Raw genomic sequence first — 19,136 nt, 5'->3', positions numbered from 1 at the left:
ATATGTTTATTTTAATGAACCTCTCATGACACCGCCGATAATCCATTTCTGTACAAATATATAAAGGACGACCATTGGCAGCATTGCGAGTAGATATGACGCAAATGCAAGGTTATAGTCTGTACTAAACTGACCCTGGAATGCATATTGCACAAGAGGGAGCGTGTACATGCTTGAGTCACTTAAGATGACAAGCGGAAGCATGAAGTCATTCCACGCGGCAAGAGCTGTCAGGATTGCAACTGTTGCGTGCATAGGCTTCATCATAGGGAAGATAATCTTCCAGAACACCTGGAATGTATTCGCACCGTCTATGATTGCTGCTTCTTCAAGCTCAACAGGCAATGTTTTGACGTAACCTACATAGATAAAGACGTTGAACGCAAGGTGCATGACCCCATTTAAAATACCCAGACCTACCAGGTTGTCCATTCCCCAGCTGCTTGTCTGAAGTACAAGCGGGAGCATGATGATCGGGAAGGGGATGAACATCGCACTGATAAAATAGAAGTATAGAAACTTATAAAACTTCTTGTGCATATTACGCGCAATGGCATAGGCAACAAGAGAGTGAGTCAAAATGACAATAATAACTGTGAGTACAGTCACGAATACACTGTTACCGAGCGCATTAAAGAAGTTCGTGACTTCAATCGCCTCAGTGAAATTACCAAAGCCCCATGATTCAGGAAGCGCCAGGATATTACCGCTCATTTCCTGTGGTGTTTTGAATGCGATGATCACTGTGAGATAAATAGGGAACAGAATGAAAATGGTTCCGAGTATTAGCAGAATGGTTGCTTTCCAATTAATACGATTACTCATCAGTTATTTCACCTCTTTTCTTTCAAGGATTCGAAGCTGTACAACGGAAATAACAACGATCACGATAAAGTAAATGACTGCGTTCGCAGACTGGTAAGCAAACTGACCGGCTTCAAATCCACCTCTATAGATTAAGAGAGAGATCGATTCAGTTGCCCGTCCCGGTCCACCACCTGTTAAAGCGATGATCTGATCAAATGCCATCAGGAAGTTTTTCATGGCAACGACCATGTTGATTGTAAAGAATGGTGCAATCAGCGGGAATGTAATTCTCCAGAATTTAGACCATGCTTTAGCGCCGTCAATATCAGCTGCTTCATAAAGCTGCTCATCAACTGTGGATAGCCCTGCTAAGTAAAGTAGCGTATTAAATGCTACCGATTGCCATACTGCAACGATTACAATTCCGACCCAGGCGAGGTCCTGATCACCCAGAATGTTTTTAGAAAGTGCTTCAATGCCAAGCGCCTGACCTAGATCCGGCACCATATGAGTGAAGATGAATTGGAAAATATAACTCACAATCAGAACACTTAATATAAATGGCAGAAAGTATGTCGCTCTAAGCGTTTTTCTAAATTTAATTTTTGCATTTAATCCCATCGCAATCAGTACACTGATAATGTTTACTAAGATCGTAGAGACAATCGCAAATTGAAATGTGAATCCATAAGCGCCAAGTGCTCTTGAATCCTGGAATACTTTAAAATAATTCGAAAAGCCCGTAAAATCCCAATTTCCATACCCTTTAAAGTTTGTGAAACTGTAAAAGACACCCTGGAGTGCAGGATAAGTATGAAAGATGAAAAATAATACAAAGGCAGGGATAACCATCAGTAAGAATGCATGATCTCTTTTCAACGTATTTCACTCCCTCAACATAGATTGACTGCTGACCTTGCTCCGCGCACGCACACAGGTCATGCCCGCAGCGAAATCAACAGCCATCATAATGACAATGGGGGACAAGCCCCCATTGTAAATTTTACCGGTTTTGTGCTGCTTCCCACTCTGAATCAATCACTTCAAGTCCTTCAGTCTTATTGCCGTTAATCAGCATATCAAGTACAAGGTTTTCAACCCCCATACCTGCAGGATAGTAGTGATCCTGGAAGCTTGCCAGACGGTCGTTTTCAAAGTATTCACGGATCCCGTCAAATACTTCATCCTCCTGATAAACCCCTTCAACAGCAGAGAAGGCACTTTGCTCATTCATATACTGTTCAGCGACATCCTGTTCAAGCATGAATGACAGGAATTTTTCAGCTTCTTCAGGGTGCTCAGTTGATTCACTTATGGCCAGCGCTACATCGACACCTGATACAAGATCATTCTCTTCAGGGTTGTTACTTGATGGTAGTGCAAATGTACCAAGTTCTATGTCAGGATTAGCTTCTCTGATCTCAGGAATCGCCCAGTTACCCTGGATATAAAAGACACCTTCTCCGTTAGCAAATGCATTGTTCCCGTCGCCATATCCGATTCCGAAGTTATCACTATGACCGTATTCAAGAAGCTGAAGCATTTTATCAGCGACTTCATCATAATCCTCAACAAATGAAGCCTCTCCATTGTTTTTCATTTCAGCAAAATCTTCCGGTACGATGTTACCTGCAATCCCATTCCAGATCGCCATACCTGTCCATGCTTCCTGTAACGTTAAGTAAAGAGGAACTTCTCCGGCTTCTTTTGCTGTCTCAAGTGCAGCAATGAATTCATCCCATGTTTTTGGAATCTCGATCCCGAGTTCTTCAACTTTGGCTTTGTTATAAATCACGTGGTTAGCATTCGTTGCATATGGTACACCGAAGCTGCCTTCCACATCAGGGCCTGCCAGTTGGCCAAGCATATCTACATATGATGACTGTACCTGTGAAAGGAGGTCCGTATCAGATAAATCACGAAGCACGCCTTCACGTGCGAACTCACCATAAGTCGCATTTCCTCCAATTGATAGGATGTCAGGCATATCATTCTTAGTCAGGCGTGTACGTAATACCGTCTCAGCCTCAGGAGGCGCCTCTAACTCAACATTAATATCCGGGTTTTCTTCTTCAAATTGTTCAATCAAAGCCTGATACGTATCAATGCTCTCAGATTTATTTGAGAAAAGTTCGAGTGTGACGCTTCCGTCATCACTGCCACCGCTGCAGCCTGCAAGAATTGCAGCTGCTGTTCCTGCTGATACTAAAAACTTTCCATAATGTTTTTTCATCAATAAGTTCCTCCTAGATTTAATTGAGTAAACGTTTACTCTAAATATAAAAAAATAAGCGATTTATTAAGTTGTTTTTAGAGTAAACGTTTACTCTAAAGTGATAAGTCTCCCGTTAAGGAGATACTCAGTTCATCTTTTTCACACTCTGTCTTTCAATAATCTCATGAGGGAAAACGACACTTTCCTGCTTTTCATCACCATGGATCATATCCAAAACCATCTTTGCAGCAACCTCACCCATTTTTGCAACCGGCTGTGAAATGGTTGTAAGTGGAGGGATGCTGACATTACAAATCGGGATATTGTCATAACCGATCACTGAAACCTGTTCAGGGATTTTAATACCCATCTTGAAAGCTTCAGATATCATGCCGAGCGCCATGTCATCACTTGCTGCAACGATGGCAGTTATATCGGGGTGATCAGTCATCAATTTGCGAAAAGCAGTAGCACCATCTATATAACTGAACCCTCTGTGAGAAGCGATCATGCTTTCTTCAAAGTGAATCTGATGGCTGCTTAAAGCCATTCTGAATCCTTCTACTCTCGGTACACCCGCAATCATGTCATTCCGGTTTCCACTAATCATCCCGATTTTTTTATGACCATGTTGAATCATATACTCTGTCGCATGAAAAGACGCGAGACGGTCGTTTACTTTGACGGATGGTACAGGAAGATGTAATGATTCTGTCGACAATAAAACCAGGGGAATACCTGAACGCTCAATCATCTGGTAATATTCCTGAAGCAGAACTCCACTTGTAAAGATGATTCCGTCAACCTGCTTGGCAAGCAGCAGTTGAAGATACTGCATCGTTTTTTTTCCATTAGACTCTGTGTGACAAACAATTAGGCTAGAACCCTGTTCATGGACAATCCGTTCAATACCTGACACCATTTCAGAAACAAGCATGCTTGACAACGCCGGCACTAAAAGACCAATCGTATTCGTTCTTTTACTGATCAGCCCCCGGGCTACTCCATTAGGTACATAACCTAACTCTTCAATTGCTTCTTCAACAGCCTTCCTCGTATCTTCAGAGAAACCGCTCTTATTATTCAACACGCGGGATACTGTTGCTATTGAAACATTTGCAGCCCGTGCCACATCCTTAATCGTCGCCAAATTACATGCCTCCTGACTATTCAATTGATTACGTAAACGTTTACATGACTGATCATACAAAAAAATTGAAGCGTTTGCAAGGGGGAGAAGAGTATATGACAGACAAGACTCTGTTCCCCTTTTTTATTCTTTTAATATACAGATGTGTTCATAGTGGTTCTAAAATCCTATTTTACGGGTATAAAACAGTAAGACCAGGATTTTGGCCTGGCTTATTTTATCCGTAGAAAGAGGAATGTACATGTTTAAGAAACGTCTGTATTTATTGTTTCTATTATGGGGAGTGACATTTGGTCTGCTGGCTTTGCTCCCTGAAGGTTACGCTTCAAATCATGTGATGCTCGTCATGTTGTCTCTTGTTTTAATGGTATTTTTCAGAACAAAAATTAATTTTCTAATTGTCCTGTCTACCATAATCATATACGGATTTGGTCTAACGATTTATGCACAAATGGAGGATATTTTCAGTGGTGGTCAATACATATTGATTGCGGCTCATCTTCTGTTAACAGCTTCTCTGCTTAGTCTTTGGCTGATTGTACATGATGTTAAGTCTTTAGTAGAAGAGAATAAGAGTTTAGAAGAGCGAATCGGCTTACTTGAGAAGTTCGACTGGAATACTAAAGCTCTGTCGATGCCTGAATTTATGGAACGGGGGTTGCTAATTGAAACTGCTATGCGGCGTAGAAGTGAAAAGGGACGTCTCATCTATTTTAATGTAAAGGACTCGGTTCCACTGACGGCCAGGGATTCACTGAGACATTATTTTATCAATACCTGTCTGCATACGGTCAGAGAGGAATTTGATCTGGTGACATCTCCTAGTCAAAGTGAAGTTTTTGTCTTCCTGCAGGGAACAAATACAGAGGGTGAAGCAATCGTGATAGAAAGGCTCAAAGATAAATTGAGAGAGTATGTGAATTACATTGAACTGCCTTATCACATTACTTCATATGAAATTGGAAACTTGAAAAAAATCATGGAACAATTTGATCATCAAAGGGGGGCGTGAAATTGAATATCGTCCTGCTATTGATCATGACGTTCTTCTGGACGTTACTGGTTTTTTATTCTGTTTTAACGTTAGCTGGTGTTTATTTTAGAGCAAAAAAACAACAACCAATCAAGTTAGAAACATATCCGTCTGTGTCTGTTCTCATTCCTGCTCATAACGAAGAAATTGTGATAGAGGATACCCTTCATGCAATGGCTAAGCTTGATTATCCAGGAGAGTTGAACATCTATCTGCTTGATGATGGATCATCTGACCGGACACCTGAAATCGGGAAGTCTTTTCAGGAGGCATTCAGCCGGATTCATTACATTTCTGTTCCTCCCGGGGAGCCTAAAGGTAAGTCCCGCGTCCTGAATTATGGATTATCAATTATCGAATCTGAGTACTTTCTGGTCTATGATGCAGATAATCAGCCCGAGCCTGATGCAGTGAAGTTTCTTGTGGAAAAAGCGGAAACAACACCAAAGGCTGCCGGTGCAGTAGGATATGTCAAAACGAGAAATGCAGACAAAAACCTGCTAACACAAATGATCGCACTCGAGTTTCAGGTTTTTCAGCTCCTGATGCAATCAGGCCGCTGGCAGCTGTTAAAGCTGGGGTCATTAGCAGGAACCAATATGCTGCTGCGAAAAGACATTATCGATAAGCTTGGAAAGTACGACGTATATGCGCTGGCAGAGGATGCTGAACTGACGATTCGTCTCACAGCTGAAGGGTATCTGTTGCCTGTTGTACCGGCTTCAAAAACATGGGAACAGGAGCCGGAAACGATTAAGACGTTTATCAAGCAGAGAACTAGATGGCTGATTGGAAATCTGTATTTACTGGAGAAACTGTTTCTATCATCAAAATTCTGGCGTAAAAAAGCTTTTCATCATTCGATTCAGCATTTGACCGTGTATCTATTGTTTGCGGTCCTGTTGTTATTTTCTCATCTCTTTTTCATTGGGAGCCTATTCGATTTATTCGAGCCGACATATGCCGCACCAATTCTGATGCTGTGGTTTATGAGTTATATTGTCTACACAGGTCAGTTGATCGGTGCAATCGTGATGGATCGGACGGTCTCACCTTTAAAAGTAACAGTTGCACTCATCATGTATTTTACGTATGCGCAGCTGTTTGTCATTTTACTTGGACGGAGTGCTGTGATCTATGTGTGGAAACGAATCGTGAAGCGGGAAACCATCAAATGGGATAAAACAAACCGTTTCAAAAACAGGCCGATTTAATGAAGAAGTCTATTTGGATTATAACTGTGTTGTTCATTCTGATCGGTGCAATAGGAGTGATGCTCATGATGAAGCCGGATGATGACACGTATTGGTCGGCAGAATCTTTTCATGACATAGCAGAAACCCATTATCTGACGGATTACGGTAAAATACGTTCATATGGAATGGATGAAAGTGAACAGTATTTACTGGAATCTACAGGGTTATATATTCAGTGGCTGGCTAATCAACAGTTGGCTGAAGAGGTGGCTAATCAATTGCATGTTATTGAAAGAGAGTTTTTAGTTGAAAATAATGGTGAACAATTTCTTGCGTGGAAAATCGAAGGTCAGGAGCCCGCTCGGACAAATGCATGGATAGATGATGCGAGAGTGCTGCCTTATATGGAAAACAAAGCTCATGTTATTCAGTCAATTGAAGAGAATCAGGTGAAAGATGGCATGGTGGCTGACTTTTACGACTGGGAGCATCAGCAATCTAGTAATCGTGTAGTGCTCAGCTATGGGATGGAGGAGTTTGAAGATCTGAATTTGGGAGGCATGAAGCAGCTTTATAAGAAAGCCGCGCAGGCAGATCACATTTTCTATGATGAATTCTATCTAATTGAAGAAGAAAATTTCGATCAGGCAGATGAAGTGCATATGGTGGACCAGCTGCTCATCGCTTTAGAGCTTGAAGAATTGAGTCTGTCGGATGATCAGTTCTGGAACTGGCTACAAAATGAATGGGAGACTGAGCGTTCTATCTCAGGCAGATATGATCGCAATCAGTTGAAAGGAAATAGCATAGAGTCAGGTGCTGTTTATGGAATAGCAGCTGAACTGGCACGGCAGAAAGGGAACAGCGAGCTTGCTGAAGAGTGGAAACAAAGAGGATTTGACCTCGTGTATAGATCAGACGGGGATTACGGTGAGGTTCACTTTTTTGATTTGATATGGAATGCGCCATGGTAGGATATTGAACAGATTCAGGGTATGGGGACGGAGTTGATACTCCAAAAAAAGGGGACAGAGTCGACACTTTTATTGAAGTGTTAACTCTGTCCCCCTTTTTAATCTTTTACCGATGACATTTTCAAGTAAAGATTTATCCGCTTCTTAGAGATATATCAGTGATAGCAGAATACAACATATGATCTTTGAGCCACCCATCCACTAAGTACAGTAAACTTTCAGACTATCTCCTCCGCATAAAGTCTAAAAATAAAATATTTTATTCCTGGAACAAACTTGTAATGTTTAAGATTCTGTTATTCTGATAACCCTGTGGTAGATGGGATGAGCCGTATTACATATAACTTAATCTTTATAACTGGACATTTAGCAGGGTTAACCATGTTTCATTGATATGTAAAAATCATGAAAATGTATCATCATATCTGAATCAGAAAATAGCAAAATAGAAATCATTGGAATGAACCATGTCAATGAATTGTCATGCGTGTATATAATTGTCATGTATTAAATTTCAGGGAGGTACACATGAGACAATTTATTAAGTATGTATTAGCAGCAATGCTTGTATTCAGTACATTTGCGTTTTTTGGAGAAAGTTCGAAGGCCAGCGCAAGCACGTTTGTTACGCCGGTTACACAATCTAATGTCATTACCCAGTATTTCACTAAGAATGCTCACAACGGAATTGACTGGTCAGGAGGAGGACTTGACAGTTCGATATATGCAACGGCTGATGGCACTGTCACACACGTAGACGAGTCAAATACAAGTCCTTATACAGGATATGGTACGATTATTAGAGTTGCTCACGAGGTGAATGGTCAGAGGTATGAATCTTTCTATTCTCATTTGAATAGTGTGGATGTAAGAGAAGGACAGACAGTTAACCAGGGTGAAAGAATCGGAGGCATGGGTAACACAGGATATACTGAAGGTCCAACAGGTATCCATCTTCACTTTGAAATGCATGAAGGATACTGGGCACCACAGCAGCTGAATCCTGCATCAGCAAGAGATCCACTGGCATTAATCGGCCAGGACTTTGGTGAACCGGATGAAGTCGATCCAATTCTTCATTCATTCGACGGTTCATGGGCAACATTAAGAACGGTAAGTAATACGGGTGATGATACCATCAATACGTACGGCAGTCCGGGTGTTGGTCTAAACGGTACGCTTGCAGCAGACAGGCTCGTTAAAGTCTATGAAAAAGCAAGTAATGGCAGTGTTGACTATTTTAGAGTGCAGTCAAACCCTGACAGATGGGTGCATAGAGATAATGGAATTGTTACACCGTATATCGTGAAGGCAAGTTTTTCTACAGCAACGTATCAGGAACCTGCTGTTAATCCGGAGCGGCACCCAGAAGGCGGCCTTGCACCAGGTGACAGCTACAAAACTTACGGAACAGAAGTTACATCTGATGGACAGCAGTGGTATAACCTTGGAGGCAAAGGCTGGATAAAATCCGATGCAAATGGTTTGTACACATATAGAATGCCATAAGGAGTTCGGGAAAGATAAGGACTGTCTGAATATTTTAAAAAAAGTTTGACAATTATAATTCCGACCATTAAGATGGGTTTAATAACTGAATAGCTTTACTTCTTATCAAGAGAGGCGGAGGGACTGACCCAATGAAGCCTCGGCAACCGGCGTCGCACGGTGCTAATTTCAGAGGATTGTTTCCGAAGATGAGAGGTGGCTGTGGCCGGAAAAGCCCGCTTCCTTTTGTTTTTGGATAAAAAGGAGGCGGGCTTTATTGTGCTGTAAATAAAAATGAAGAGGTGCGGCAACACCTCTTCCATCGATGATCCAGGACACCAGATTGCACCGGATATCTCTGTTCATCACAGTTATCGTAACACTGACAGGGATGTTCGTCTATTTACTTTACTCATAAGGAGACGATCAACATGACGAATTTGAAATTTGCGTATTGGGTACCCAATGTCAGTGGAGGACTGGTTGTATCAAAGCTTCCACAGGATACAGATTGGAGCTTTGAGGCAAATAAACGATATGTACAGATTGCAGAAGACGCAGGTTATGATTATGCACTGTTACAGACAAGGTTTTTCGCGAGTTATGGAGCTGAAAATCAGCTTGAGGCGATCACGCTTGGTTCTGCACTTGCTGCTGTGACGAAGAAAATCAATCTGATTGCGGCCGTTCATCCAGGCTTATGGCACCCGGCTGTATATGCAAAAATGCTTGCTACACTTGATCAGATCAGTAACGGCAGAGCGGCTGTCAATATTGTGAGCGGATGGTTCAAGCAGGAGTTCATCGGCTATGGCGAGCACTGGCTTGACCATGATGAGCGCTATAGAAGATCTGAGGAGTTTGCCCGCGTTTTGCGTGAGCTTTGGACACAGGAGAAGACAACTTTTAAAGGAGATTTCTACCGGATCAATGAAGCACCCTTTAAACCGAAGCCGGTTCAGGGCGGGGACCTGCCGATTTTTCAGGGAGGGAATTCCCGTGCTGCAAAGGAAATGGCAGCACGTGTATCAGACGTGTATTTTATGAACGGCAACACGATTGAAGGGTTCAAAAAGCAGATTACTGAAGTACGTGCACTTGCTGAAAAGGAAGGGCGTACAGTGAAATTTGCGGTAAATGGTTTTGCAATTGTACGTGATACGGAAGAAGAAGCAATCGATCTTCTCAGACAGATCGTCTTACACGCTGATACAGAAGCAGTTGAAGGGTTCAAAGAGGCAGTCAAGGATGCTGGTCAGGCGTCGAAAGAGAAGGAGGGCATGTGGGCAAACTCCACGTTCGAAGATCTCGTTCAGTACAATGACGGATTTAAAACCGGACTGATTGGAACAGCTGAACAGGTTGCTGATCGAATCATTGAACTGAAAAAAATCGGCGTAGATATTGTATTGACAGGACATTTTCATTACGAAACGGATCTCGAGCACTTCGGTAAAGAAGTCATTCCGCTGGTTAAAGAGAAGGAACTGGCGCTGAAGGAAAGCGGGGTGCTGGCATGAAAATTTTAGCCCTGTCAGGCAGTCTGTCCGGATCAAAAACGTTTACCATGATCAAAGAATCTGCATCGCTACTTAAAGAATATGAACATGTTGAGGTTGAAGCCATCAATCTTGCTGAATATAAAATAGACTTTTGTGATGGGCGCGATCCGCTTACCTATAAGGGTGATACAGATCAAATCATCAGAAAGTTCATAGAGGCAGATGCATTCGTCATTGGAACGCCTATCTACAGGGGGTCACTGACCGGGGCGTTGAAAAACGTCTTTGACCTGATTCCAAATGACGCCCTGCGCGGTAAAGTAATCGGCTTTGTAGCAACAGGAGGCACATACCACCACTATCTTGCCATCGAACATCAGCTCAACCCGCTTGCAAGTTATTTCCGGGCACACATTGTCCCTGGTGGTGTCTATGCCCATAACGATCACTTCGAGCACGGGCATCTCGCAGATCCTGAAATTAAGAATAGACTGAAAGAACTTACCCATTCACTCGTTTCACTGACAAATGTTCTGCCCATGAAAGAGGCTGAAGTAAAACAGCCGGTGATTCCGAGAGGGTAAAAGTTGACTGCACCGGATAGCAGTGTAAAAGACAGTGATATGCAATGCTTCAGCGCATATCACTGTCTTTTTCTATTCAGGATTAGATGTAGCAATTAACATTAAGGTTTCCAGTACCATAGAAATTTTCAAATGAGAGTCAATCAGCCCGTCTTTAAGCCTAAAAATAGTGGACCGGGTATTTTTAGTCTGTCAATCCCTTTTGACTGAAGGTCTGAGCTGTCATTAATCCCTCACAGGCGGCATACTCAAATAAAGGTTCATCCGTTTCTTTGGAAGATGAATTTCATGAATGAGAATCGTTGCTGCACGCTGATATTGTCTCTGGAATGTGCTCATAGAACAGTTGACAGTCAATCTTTCACCATTCGTAAATAGTACAGTGGCCTTCCCTTTTTCAGTGTGGGGAAGGATTTTTTTATAATGATCGATTGAGATCCAGGTGTTATCAATATGTGATGGTGAGTGAGTTGGGAATAAAATGATTTCTTCAAATTGATCAACAAGAACCGGAATCTTATTGTAAATGCAAAGCTTGTGTCTGGCTGATTCCAGTCTGCCTGAGTATGAACTCCCTTTATCAAGACATGCCTGATTGATCAACTTGACCGGAGTGTGTGCGGAGTAGCAGGTTCTGTCAGGCTCCATAATCATTGTCTGATATTCCAGATGCCTGGCGCACCTGATTGCCATTGTTGAGCTGTTGATTTCGTAATCCACGCGATTTTCTTTCATCCATTTCTCCTCTGTTCGGCCTCTGCCAAAACGATTATTAACGTATACAATGAAGTGTCCCTAAGAAGTCCCGTTGCGTATAATTTCGACATCATTTTATAAAATCCTTCTGAAAATTAAAAATATTTTACTATTAAGTAAAAAATAACAATTTATTAATATGAAAGGATGTCTATTTAGTTTCTATCCACACCAGCTTTTTAGGTTATAAAATATTATCATTTTAAATTTTCAAAAAATTATGTTGACGTATGAATATAAATATTATATTGTTTTATGTAACCGGTTACATAAAAGCCTGGTTGTTTTTTTAGATACATATGTAACCGGTTACTTATTTAGATAATATCTTATTATTTTATGAATATAAGACTATATGGGGGATATATATGAGTGCTATCAATATCGTTTCACCAAATGGCATGCTTGGATACGGATACCCGAGAGAATCTTTTGAACGGGCATTTCAACAAAAGGTTCACGGTATCGTTGTGGATGCCGGATCAACTGATGCTGGACCTCATAAGCTTGGAGCAGGCCAGTCAATTGTTAGTAAACGGGCAGTTAAAAAAGATCTTGAGTATATGTTTGAAAAAGGCATTCCAGCTAATATTCCGATCATTATCGGATCGGCGGGTGGAGCTGGAGCAAGACCGCATGTTGAAGCAACAATTGACATTGTGAACGAAATTATACGGGAGCAAAAGTACGAGGCAAAGCTAGCTGTGATCTGGGCAGACTTTGAGAAAGAGAGTATTATCAATTCTCTTGCAGATAACAAAATAAAGCCTTTATCAAAAAATATTCCTCAGCTTACAGAAGAAGCGATCGTGGAAACACGATCGATCGTAGCACAGATGGGTCACGAGCCGATTGTAGACGCGCTGAGGGAAGGTGCAGATATTATTATTTGCGGGCGTGCATATGATCCGTCCCCTTTTGCGGCAATCGGTATTTATCACGGGATGAATGAGGGGCTGTCCTATCACCTGGGTAAGATTCTTGAGTGTGGTGCACTTTGTGCAGAGCCCGGAACTACGAAAGATAGTATTTTAGGAAGTATTTATCAGGATTCGTTTACGGTACAGTCGCTTAATCCTGATAGAACATGTACGAAGACGAGTGTGGCTGCACATACATTTTATGAAAAAGAACATCCATATCTGTTGAAAGGTCCTGGTTTTGAACTGGATTTATCAGAATGCAGCTTTACTGAAAAAAGTCCGGGTGTCATTGAAGTAAGAAACAGTCAGTATAAAAAATCGACTAAAACCTTTGTGAAACTTGAAGGGGCAAGGCAGACTTCTTTTAGAACATTCGTGATTGCCGGAGTTCGGGATCCACTTTTGTTGCAAAAGTTGGATCAGGTAGAAAAAGAAGTATTGGTACAGGTTAAAAGTTACTTTAGCGAGATTCCTGAAACAGATTATCAGATTAACTTTTACCATTACGGTAAAAACGCAGTAATGGGAGATAAAGAGCCTGATACATTCGGGGGTCACGAAGTTGGCGTTATGTTTGAAGTGCTGGCGGTAACTCAGGAGATGGCAAATTCAATTTGTGCAAACCTAAGATCTACTTTCTTGCATTATGGTTATGAAGGAAGAAAATCAACAGCAGGCAATCTGGCTTTCCCATTTGCCCCTAGTGATGTGGTGTTCGGCCCGGTTTATGAATTTTCCATTTATCATTTATTAGAAATTGAAGCTAATCCGTTTAAAACGGAATGGATGGGAGTGAACAAAAAATGACTGCATTGTTTAAATATGCGAAAGTAATCAGAAGTAAAAATTCTGGTCCATTTGAAGTCACTTTGGATATATTGTTTGATGATCCCGCCAAGTACCAGCATTTCAAAGAACAAAATGTTCTTACAATAGATAAAATTGCTGAATTATATCAAATCAGTCCAGATCAAGTACATCACTTTGTCTATTTTGATCCTGCATTGGGCATTAAGATCACAATAGCAAGAGATATTTCTTCTGGAAGTGCGGGAGATCGGGATGTTTACGGTGCTCAGCAGCATGCCCCATTAATGAATATTGAAGTTGAGGAGTAGAGCTATGAAAAAAATTGCTGTAATCGGCAGTATTAATATCGATTATTTTGTAGAATGTAGTACGCTGCCAAAATTCGGAGAAACGGTCTTTGGAGATAATTTTTTTATGAATTTTGGGGGTAAAGGTGCTAATCAGGCAGTAGCAGCTTCCAGACTTGGAGGAGATGTCACGCTATTTGGCTCAATAGGTAATGATGAACAAAAACAAGTTTTACTTAATCATTTTAAAGCAGAAAACGTTAATATTGAGCACTTGAATATTGTTGACGGGGTATCAACAGGTGCGGCTTTTATTCAATTATATAAAGGCGATAACAGAATTATTATTACACCAGGCGCTAACCAATATACAAATGGGCTTTACACCAAACAAGTTAAAGACCAGTTGATGAATTATGATATTTTCCTATTTCAATTAGAGACGCCGATAAGTATGCTTGAGTATTTAATTCCGCTTTTACATAAAGAGGGAAAAACAATTATTCTTGATCCTGCACCTGCAGTCAAACTTCCCGAGGATGTTTTATCGAAAATCAGTTATCTGACACCGAATGAATACGAAGTGCAGGAAGTGATCAGTCATAGCAGTAATGAAGAGCAAATCATGGCCGAATATCCGCAAAAATTAATTATGACATGTGGGAAAAATGGCGTGAAATACCATAATGGAGAACGTGTGATCAGGCTTTCTGCAAGAATGGCTGAAGCTGTTGATACAACAGGGGCTGGGGATACATTTACCGGAGCTTTCGCAGTAGCTTTGGCGGAAGGGAAACCCTTTGAAGAGTGTTTACGGTATGGAATTTTTGCAGGCAGTCTGGCTGTAACAAAAAAAGGTGCGCAGTCAGGTATGCCGTATAAATATGAGATGGAAGAGCTCTTACAAGAGGGGTGAGTCTACTTTGAATTCCACATTAAAGAAAATGCGGGAAGATTGGATCTTATATTTAATGCTAGCTCCCGGAATCACATATTTTGTGATATTTCATGTTATTCCAATCTATGAGATGAAATTAGCTTTCGAAAATTACAGAATCATTGATGAAAATACGTGGGCCGGACTGGAGCACTTCAAAGTTTTATTCAGTTCCCCTGCATTTATGGATGTTCTTCAAAATACAGTTATCATCAGTACGATGAAGATCATATTTATCTTTCCAATCCCTATTATTCTCTCGCTATTGATTAATGAAGTCCGATCAGGACCGTATAGAAAGTATGTACAATCAATATCTTATTTACCACACTTTCTATCCTGGGTCGTGATCGCTGGTATTTGGATCAGTTTTTTAAATCCTGATGGAGGCATAAACATAATCCGTAATTTCTTCCAGCTGCCAAGCATTGACTTTATGACTAGTAAAGACCACATCAGATGGGTACTTGTATTTTCAGAAATGTGGCGCAGTGCAGGGTGGGACAGTATCTTATACATCGCAGCGATTATGAGAATAAGCCCTTCATTGTATGAAGCGGCGAAGCTGGACGGTGCAAGTACATTACAGCAGATGAGACACATCACGCTGCCAGCTCTTGCAACTACAGTTGTAACCGTTTTCATTTTAAACCTTGGATTTTTTATGAATGCCGGCTTCGATCAGGTGTTCAACTTAATGAATGATTCAGTTATCAGCAAAATTGATATTCTTGATACGTATGTATACAGAATTGGACTTCTAAACGGGCAATATTCTTATGCAACAGCAGCCAGCTTATTCAAAGGTGTAATTGGTTTGGTTCTGATCTTGGGCACGCACTTCCTGTCTAAACGTTTCACAGGAAAAGGTGTCTGGTAATGGAGGGGTTAACATGAGACGAATGAACTGGTCAAGGACCGTTATATACACCATTTTGTTTTTTGTTTCTCTGGCTGTACTGATTCCACTGCTGAACTTACTTGCTTTGTCTTTTTCATCTCCGGAACGAGTGAATGAATTATCAGGGCTCGGCATTTTACCAAAAGGGTTCTCGCTCATTAACTATGAAATTATTCTATCAAATCCGTTGATTTTAAAAAGTATTGGTAATTCAGTATTCATCACAATTGTAGGTACGTTAGTGAATCTGACTTTAACTGCTTTAACAGCTTATGTCCTGGCACGAACTAACTTTGTAGGTAAAAATGTCGTGCTGATTTTTCTTATAGCAATTATGGTATTCGAACCATCAATGATTACAGAGTATTTGTTAGTTAAAAACTTGGGATTATTAGATACATATGCATCCTTAATCCTATATAAAGCAATTAATGTATATTACTTGTTTATTCTTATGCGTTTTTTCCAGGAGATTCCTGAAAGTCTGATAGAAGCTGCAAGAATCGATGGGGCAGGACATTTGCAGATTTTTGCGAAAATCGTATTGCCACTTTCTAAACCTGCCCTGGCAACACTTACTTTGTTTTATGGCGTTTATCACTGGAATGAATATTTCCGTGCCACAATTTATCTGACAGATCCGGGTAAGTGGCCGCTGCAGGTTGTGTTAAGACAATTCGTTGTTACTCAGGATAATACGACAATGCTAGCAGGCACGGATATGTCTGCAGAATTATTAGCCAGCCTGGACTTTGGTTCACTACAGGCAAGTACCATCATTATTGCTGTCGTTCCTTTACTTTTGCTATATCCATTAATCCTGAAGTACTTTACTAAAGGAACAATGGACGGCGGGGAGAAGGATTGATTTTATAACAATTTAAATGGGTTGGGTCAGTCATTAGTCTTTGCATTAAAAAATATAAATTATTGGAGGTCTATGAGGATGGAGAAATTTAAACGGTTATTAATTGCAGGGGTAGCAGTCAGTGCGTTAGCAGCGTGTAGTGCGGATGATGAGCAGCAATCAGAAACTACGGAAGATGGAAAAACAATTCTTAAGGTAGCATATAAAGATGATGGTCCATCAAATGATCAGGCAGTGAAGTATTATGAAACGCTTTCTGAAAAACTGGCTGAAGACAAAGATCTTGATGTTCAATTTGAGTTAGTTGAAGTAGCACAGGGAGATTATGCAGAAAAATTAAGTTTATTATTAAATAGTGGTGAAATTCCTGATTTGATTTATTTCCAGGGTGGAGACCAGCAAATTGCCAATCAGGATTTGTTGGAGGACCTGCGTCCTTACATTGAAGAATCAGAGAATCTGAAAGATATATTGCAGCCTCACAATGAATTGAGACTGAATAACTATCCTTATCTTCTATGGGTTAAGCCGATCGATTATAAAGTGCCAGTGGTGCGTGGAGATATCATGAACAGTCTGCCTTCATCTGAAGCACTGTTAGCTGATCCAACAATCGATAACTACAAAGCGTTCTTTGAGGATCTTGTGCAAGAAGGAAACGCTGAATATGCTGTGACTGTAGCAGGTGACATCAGTGAGTTGGATTATATTTTTGAGAATGCTTTTGGCATTAATCAGTCATGGCTCGAAACTGATGATGGTTATGTATTCAGTAAAGTATCAGAAAAAGAAAAAGAAAAACTTGCATTTTATAAAGAACTCTATGAAGAAGGATTGCTTGATAATCAGTATTTAACAAAACAGTGGGATACCAAAGAAGATGCATTCTATGACGGTAAAGCCGGATTAATCGTTGGGACAAATGGTAAGGTTATTGATTTCTATAACAGCAGAGTTAAAGAAGTGAACGGTGAAGAAGCTGAATTGGTAGTACTTCCTCCAGCAAAAGGAGAGTATCAGGGATTTGGTGCATCTGATATCACAAAGGAATCACGAGGTCTTGCGATATCTGCCACATCTCCTAATAAAGATTTAGTCTTTGAAGTGCTGGATTATCTTGCAAGTCCAGAAGGGCAGGAACTGGACCGCCTTGGTTTTGAAGGTGAACATCATGAAGTGGCAAATGATCAAATTGAGCTGACTGATGCGTACTATTCTGATTGGTATTCACGTTATTGGGAGCCTGTAAATGCAGAATTCTCTATGCCAATCAGTGAAGAAACACCAATGCTGAGTGAACCAGCTAATGAATCAATGCAACTTGCAAATGAATACTTCGCAGAAGACAATGCTTTTATCCTACCACAGGAATTCGTTTCACAGTGGGATGCAATGGAGAATCTATACAGAGAATATTCAGCTGATATTATCACAGGAAAATTACCAATTGAAGCATTTGATGACTTTGTAGATGAATGGTATGCAGCAGGTGGTACTGAACTAACTGAACTGGCAAATGAAAAAATAGAATAGGGGATCGTTAATATGCTGACATTTAAAGATCGAGTGAAAGGAGCTCTGATTTCAACGGCGCTGGGTGATGCACTCGGCGCTCCTGTTGAAAAGCTCAGTTATACTGAAATAAAGGAACGTTATGGAAAAGTCGAGAGCCTCCAGACTAAGTGGTACAAAGAGAATATGGGTTATGATGCTCACAAAGGGAAGAAACGCGGAAATGGAATTGTGACAGATGATACATTAATGACATTAGCCTTATGCAATGTGTACAACATTGAAAAAAGACACCTTGATGCATATGATATGGCAAATGAATTCGTTAAAGAAATTGCTTTTCGCGATACATATATTCCGGAATTTGATCGGGAAGATAAAATCATAGAACGTCTCTTTTATCCGGAAAAATATATTTTTTTGCGTCATACATTAGCGAACTGTGAGCCTCGTGAAGGTGGCTATGGCAATATGATTAATTGTGGGGCTGCTATGTATATAGCCCCTATTGGAATTGTAAATGCAGGAAATCCAAAGGCAGCATATGATGAAGCAATTCTATTCGCTATGGGACACCAGACAAGCTATGGACTTGAAGCAGCGGGTGTTCTAGCTGCTTGTGTGGCAAAGGCATTTGAGCCTGAAGTAACTATAGAAGATATTATTCAAACAGCAATTGCATTTGCAAAGGACGGAACTAAAGGTGCAATTATAGCAGTTACTGAGGCAGCTAAAAAAATGAAAGAAAAAAGCGCTTCTATGGATGAAACGGTAGAAGCATTTCAACAGGCAATACTCCAATACTCACCGATGGGAGATGATGTTTCCCGTCATATAGATAAAGTTGGTTTACCATCCGATCATTATACGCCGAGCCGCCTCGGTTCTATTGAGGAGTTGCCTTTTGCATTAGGCTTCATATTGATAAATGATGGGGAATTCTATCAATCAATATATGACGGAATTAATTCCGGTCGTGACACAGATTCAATCGGGGTAATGGCAGGCGTGATCTTAGGTGCAATGTATGGACATTCTGTGATTAAAGATGAAGATATTGCCTTATTGGAAAAAACGAACCGTCTTGATTTTAACCACATTACTGAGCAGTTCAGCGAAACAGCAATTCATATTATAAAAGAGGATCTTAACAGGATGAATATCATGAACCAAATTATAGGATAGGCAGGAGG

General features: G+C 40.7%; 18 protein-coding genes and 1 riboswitch. Of the genes, 13 read left to right on the top strand and 5 right to left on the bottom strand.

All coding sequences use genetic code 11. The features are described 5' to 3' along the window. Window positions 1-6 precede the first annotated feature (6 nt). The 4 genes from JOD21_RS02605 to JOD21_RS02590 all read right to left on the bottom strand — a co-directional run bounded on the left by JOD21_RS02605 (window position 7) and on the right by JOD21_RS02590 (window position 4,172). Entirely contained in the window at window positions 7-825 is an 819-nt protein-coding gene (locus JOD21_RS02605; RefSeq protein ID WP_204728107.1) for a carbohydrate ABC transporter permease, read from the bottom strand. 3 nt (window positions 826-828) lie between these two features. Next, window positions 829-1,659, bottom strand: coding sequence for a carbohydrate ABC transporter permease (locus JOD21_RS02600; protein WP_204728196.1), 831 nt, complete (start codon window positions 1,657-1,659; stop codon window positions 829-831). Window positions 1,660-1,810: 151 nt separating this feature from the next. Then, complete coding sequence (locus JOD21_RS02595; RefSeq protein WP_204728106.1) at window positions 1,811-3,040, bottom strand: ABC transporter substrate-binding protein; 1,230 nt, start codon at window positions 3,038-3,040, stop codon at window positions 1,811-1,813. A gap of 127 nt (window positions 3,041-3,167) precedes the next feature. Next, window positions 3,168-4,172 (bottom strand): LacI family DNA-binding transcriptional regulator, encoded by a 1,005-nt coding sequence (locus JOD21_RS02590; protein WP_204728105.1) that lies wholly within the window; start codon window positions 4,170-4,172, stop codon window positions 3,168-3,170. Window positions 4,173-4,413: 241 nt separating this feature from the next. Here JOD21_RS02590 and JOD21_RS02585 point away from each other — a divergent pair, with 241 nt between their 5' ends. The 6 genes from JOD21_RS02585 (at window position 4,414) to JOD21_RS02560 (ending at window position 10,949) form a co-directional block, all read left to right on the top strand. Then, entirely contained in the window at window positions 4,414-5,184 is a 771-nt protein-coding gene (locus JOD21_RS02585) for a hypothetical protein (RefSeq protein ID WP_204728104.1), read from the top strand. Next, on the top strand, window positions 5,181-6,419 hold the full coding sequence (locus tag JOD21_RS02580; protein WP_420844231.1) for a glycosyltransferase family 2 protein: 1,239 nt from the start codon (window positions 5,181-5,183) through the stop codon (window positions 6,417-6,419). The genes JOD21_RS02585 and JOD21_RS02580 overlap by 4 nt, the downstream gene beginning before the upstream one ends. Beyond that, the gene (locus JOD21_RS02575) at window positions 6,419-7,375 is read left to right on the top strand and encodes a hypothetical protein (protein ID WP_204728102.1); all 957 of its coding nucleotides are present in this window, start codon (window positions 6,419-6,421) and stop codon (window positions 7,373-7,375) included. The genes JOD21_RS02580 and JOD21_RS02575 overlap by 1 nt, the downstream gene beginning before the upstream one ends. A gap of 528 nt (window positions 7,376-7,903) precedes the next feature. Continuing rightward, window positions 7,904-8,884: a M23 family metallopeptidase gene (locus JOD21_RS02570; protein ID WP_204728101.1), complete on the top strand. Its 981-nt coding sequence runs from the start codon at window positions 7,904-7,906 to the stop codon at window positions 8,882-8,884. Between the two features lie 99 nt (window positions 8,885-8,983). Continuing rightward, window positions 8,984-9,079: riboswitch (SAM riboswitch) on the top strand. Window positions 9,080-9,294: 215 nt separating this feature from the next. Continuing rightward, window positions 9,295-10,383: a dimethylsulfone monooxygenase SfnG gene (gene sfnG, locus JOD21_RS02565; protein WP_204728100.1), complete on the top strand. Its 1,089-nt coding sequence runs from the start codon at window positions 9,295-9,297 to the stop codon at window positions 10,381-10,383. Continuing rightward, window positions 10,380-10,949, top strand: a complete 570-nt coding sequence (locus tag JOD21_RS02560) for an NADPH-dependent FMN reductase (protein WP_204728099.1) — start codon at window positions 10,380-10,382, stop codon at window positions 10,947-10,949. Before sfnG ends, JOD21_RS02560 begins: the two co-directional genes overlap by 4 nt. 225 nt (window positions 10,950-11,174) lie before the next feature. Here the strand turns inward: JOD21_RS02560 and JOD21_RS02555 are convergent, their stop codons facing one another. Further along, window positions 11,175-11,684, bottom strand: coding sequence for a competence protein ComK (locus tag JOD21_RS02555; protein WP_204728098.1), 510 nt, complete (start codon window positions 11,682-11,684; stop codon window positions 11,175-11,177). Window positions 11,685-12,073: 389 nt separating this feature from the next. Here JOD21_RS02555 and JOD21_RS02550 point away from each other — a divergent pair, with 389 nt between their 5' ends. From JOD21_RS02550 to JOD21_RS02520, 7 genes are all read left to right on the top strand, one after another. Continuing rightward, on the top strand, window positions 12,074-13,435 hold the full coding sequence (locus tag JOD21_RS02550; protein ID WP_204728097.1) for an acyclic terpene utilization AtuA family protein: 1,362 nt from the start codon (window positions 12,074-12,076) through the stop codon (window positions 13,433-13,435). Beyond that, on the top strand, window positions 13,432-13,746 hold the full coding sequence (locus JOD21_RS02545; RefSeq protein WP_204728096.1) for a DUF4387 domain-containing protein: 315 nt from the start codon (window positions 13,432-13,434) through the stop codon (window positions 13,744-13,746). Before JOD21_RS02550 ends, JOD21_RS02545 begins: the two co-directional genes overlap by 4 nt. Before the next feature lie 4 nt (window positions 13,747-13,750). Further along, window positions 13,751-14,641, top strand: a complete 891-nt coding sequence (locus JOD21_RS02540; RefSeq protein ID WP_204728095.1) for a ribokinase — start codon at window positions 13,751-13,753, stop codon at window positions 14,639-14,641. A gap of 28 nt (window positions 14,642-14,669) precedes the next feature. Then, window positions 14,670-15,542 carry an ABC transporter permease gene (locus tag JOD21_RS02535; RefSeq protein WP_239581334.1) on the top strand — a complete coding sequence of 291 codons (873 nt, stop codon included), beginning with the start codon at window positions 14,670-14,672 and terminating at the stop codon, window positions 15,540-15,542. A 13-nt stretch (window positions 15,543-15,555) separates the two neighbouring features. After that, window positions 15,556-16,431 (top strand): carbohydrate ABC transporter permease, encoded by an 876-nt coding sequence (locus tag JOD21_RS02530; RefSeq protein ID WP_204728093.1) that lies wholly within the window; start codon window positions 15,556-15,558, stop codon window positions 16,429-16,431. Window positions 16,432-16,509: 78 nt separating this feature from the next. Beyond that, on the top strand, window positions 16,510-17,964 hold the full coding sequence (locus JOD21_RS02525) for an extracellular solute-binding protein (protein ID WP_204728092.1): 1,455 nt from the start codon (window positions 16,510-16,512) through the stop codon (window positions 17,962-17,964). Between the two features lie 12 nt (window positions 17,965-17,976). Beyond that, the gene (locus tag JOD21_RS02520; protein ID WP_204728091.1) at window positions 17,977-19,128 is read left to right on the top strand and encodes an ADP-ribosylglycohydrolase family protein; all 1,152 of its coding nucleotides are present in this window, start codon (window positions 17,977-17,979) and stop codon (window positions 19,126-19,128) included. Window positions 19,129-19,136 lie beyond the last annotated feature (8 nt).

The sequence above is a fragment of the Jeotgalibacillus terrae genome (assembly GCF_016908195.1).
GTDB classification, from domain to species: Bacteria; Bacillota; Bacilli; order Bacillales; family Jeotgalibacillaceae; genus Jeotgalibacillus; species Jeotgalibacillus terrae.
Note: the sequence above shows the minus strand (reverse complement) of the source record. Positions and strands in the feature narration are given on the sequence as shown.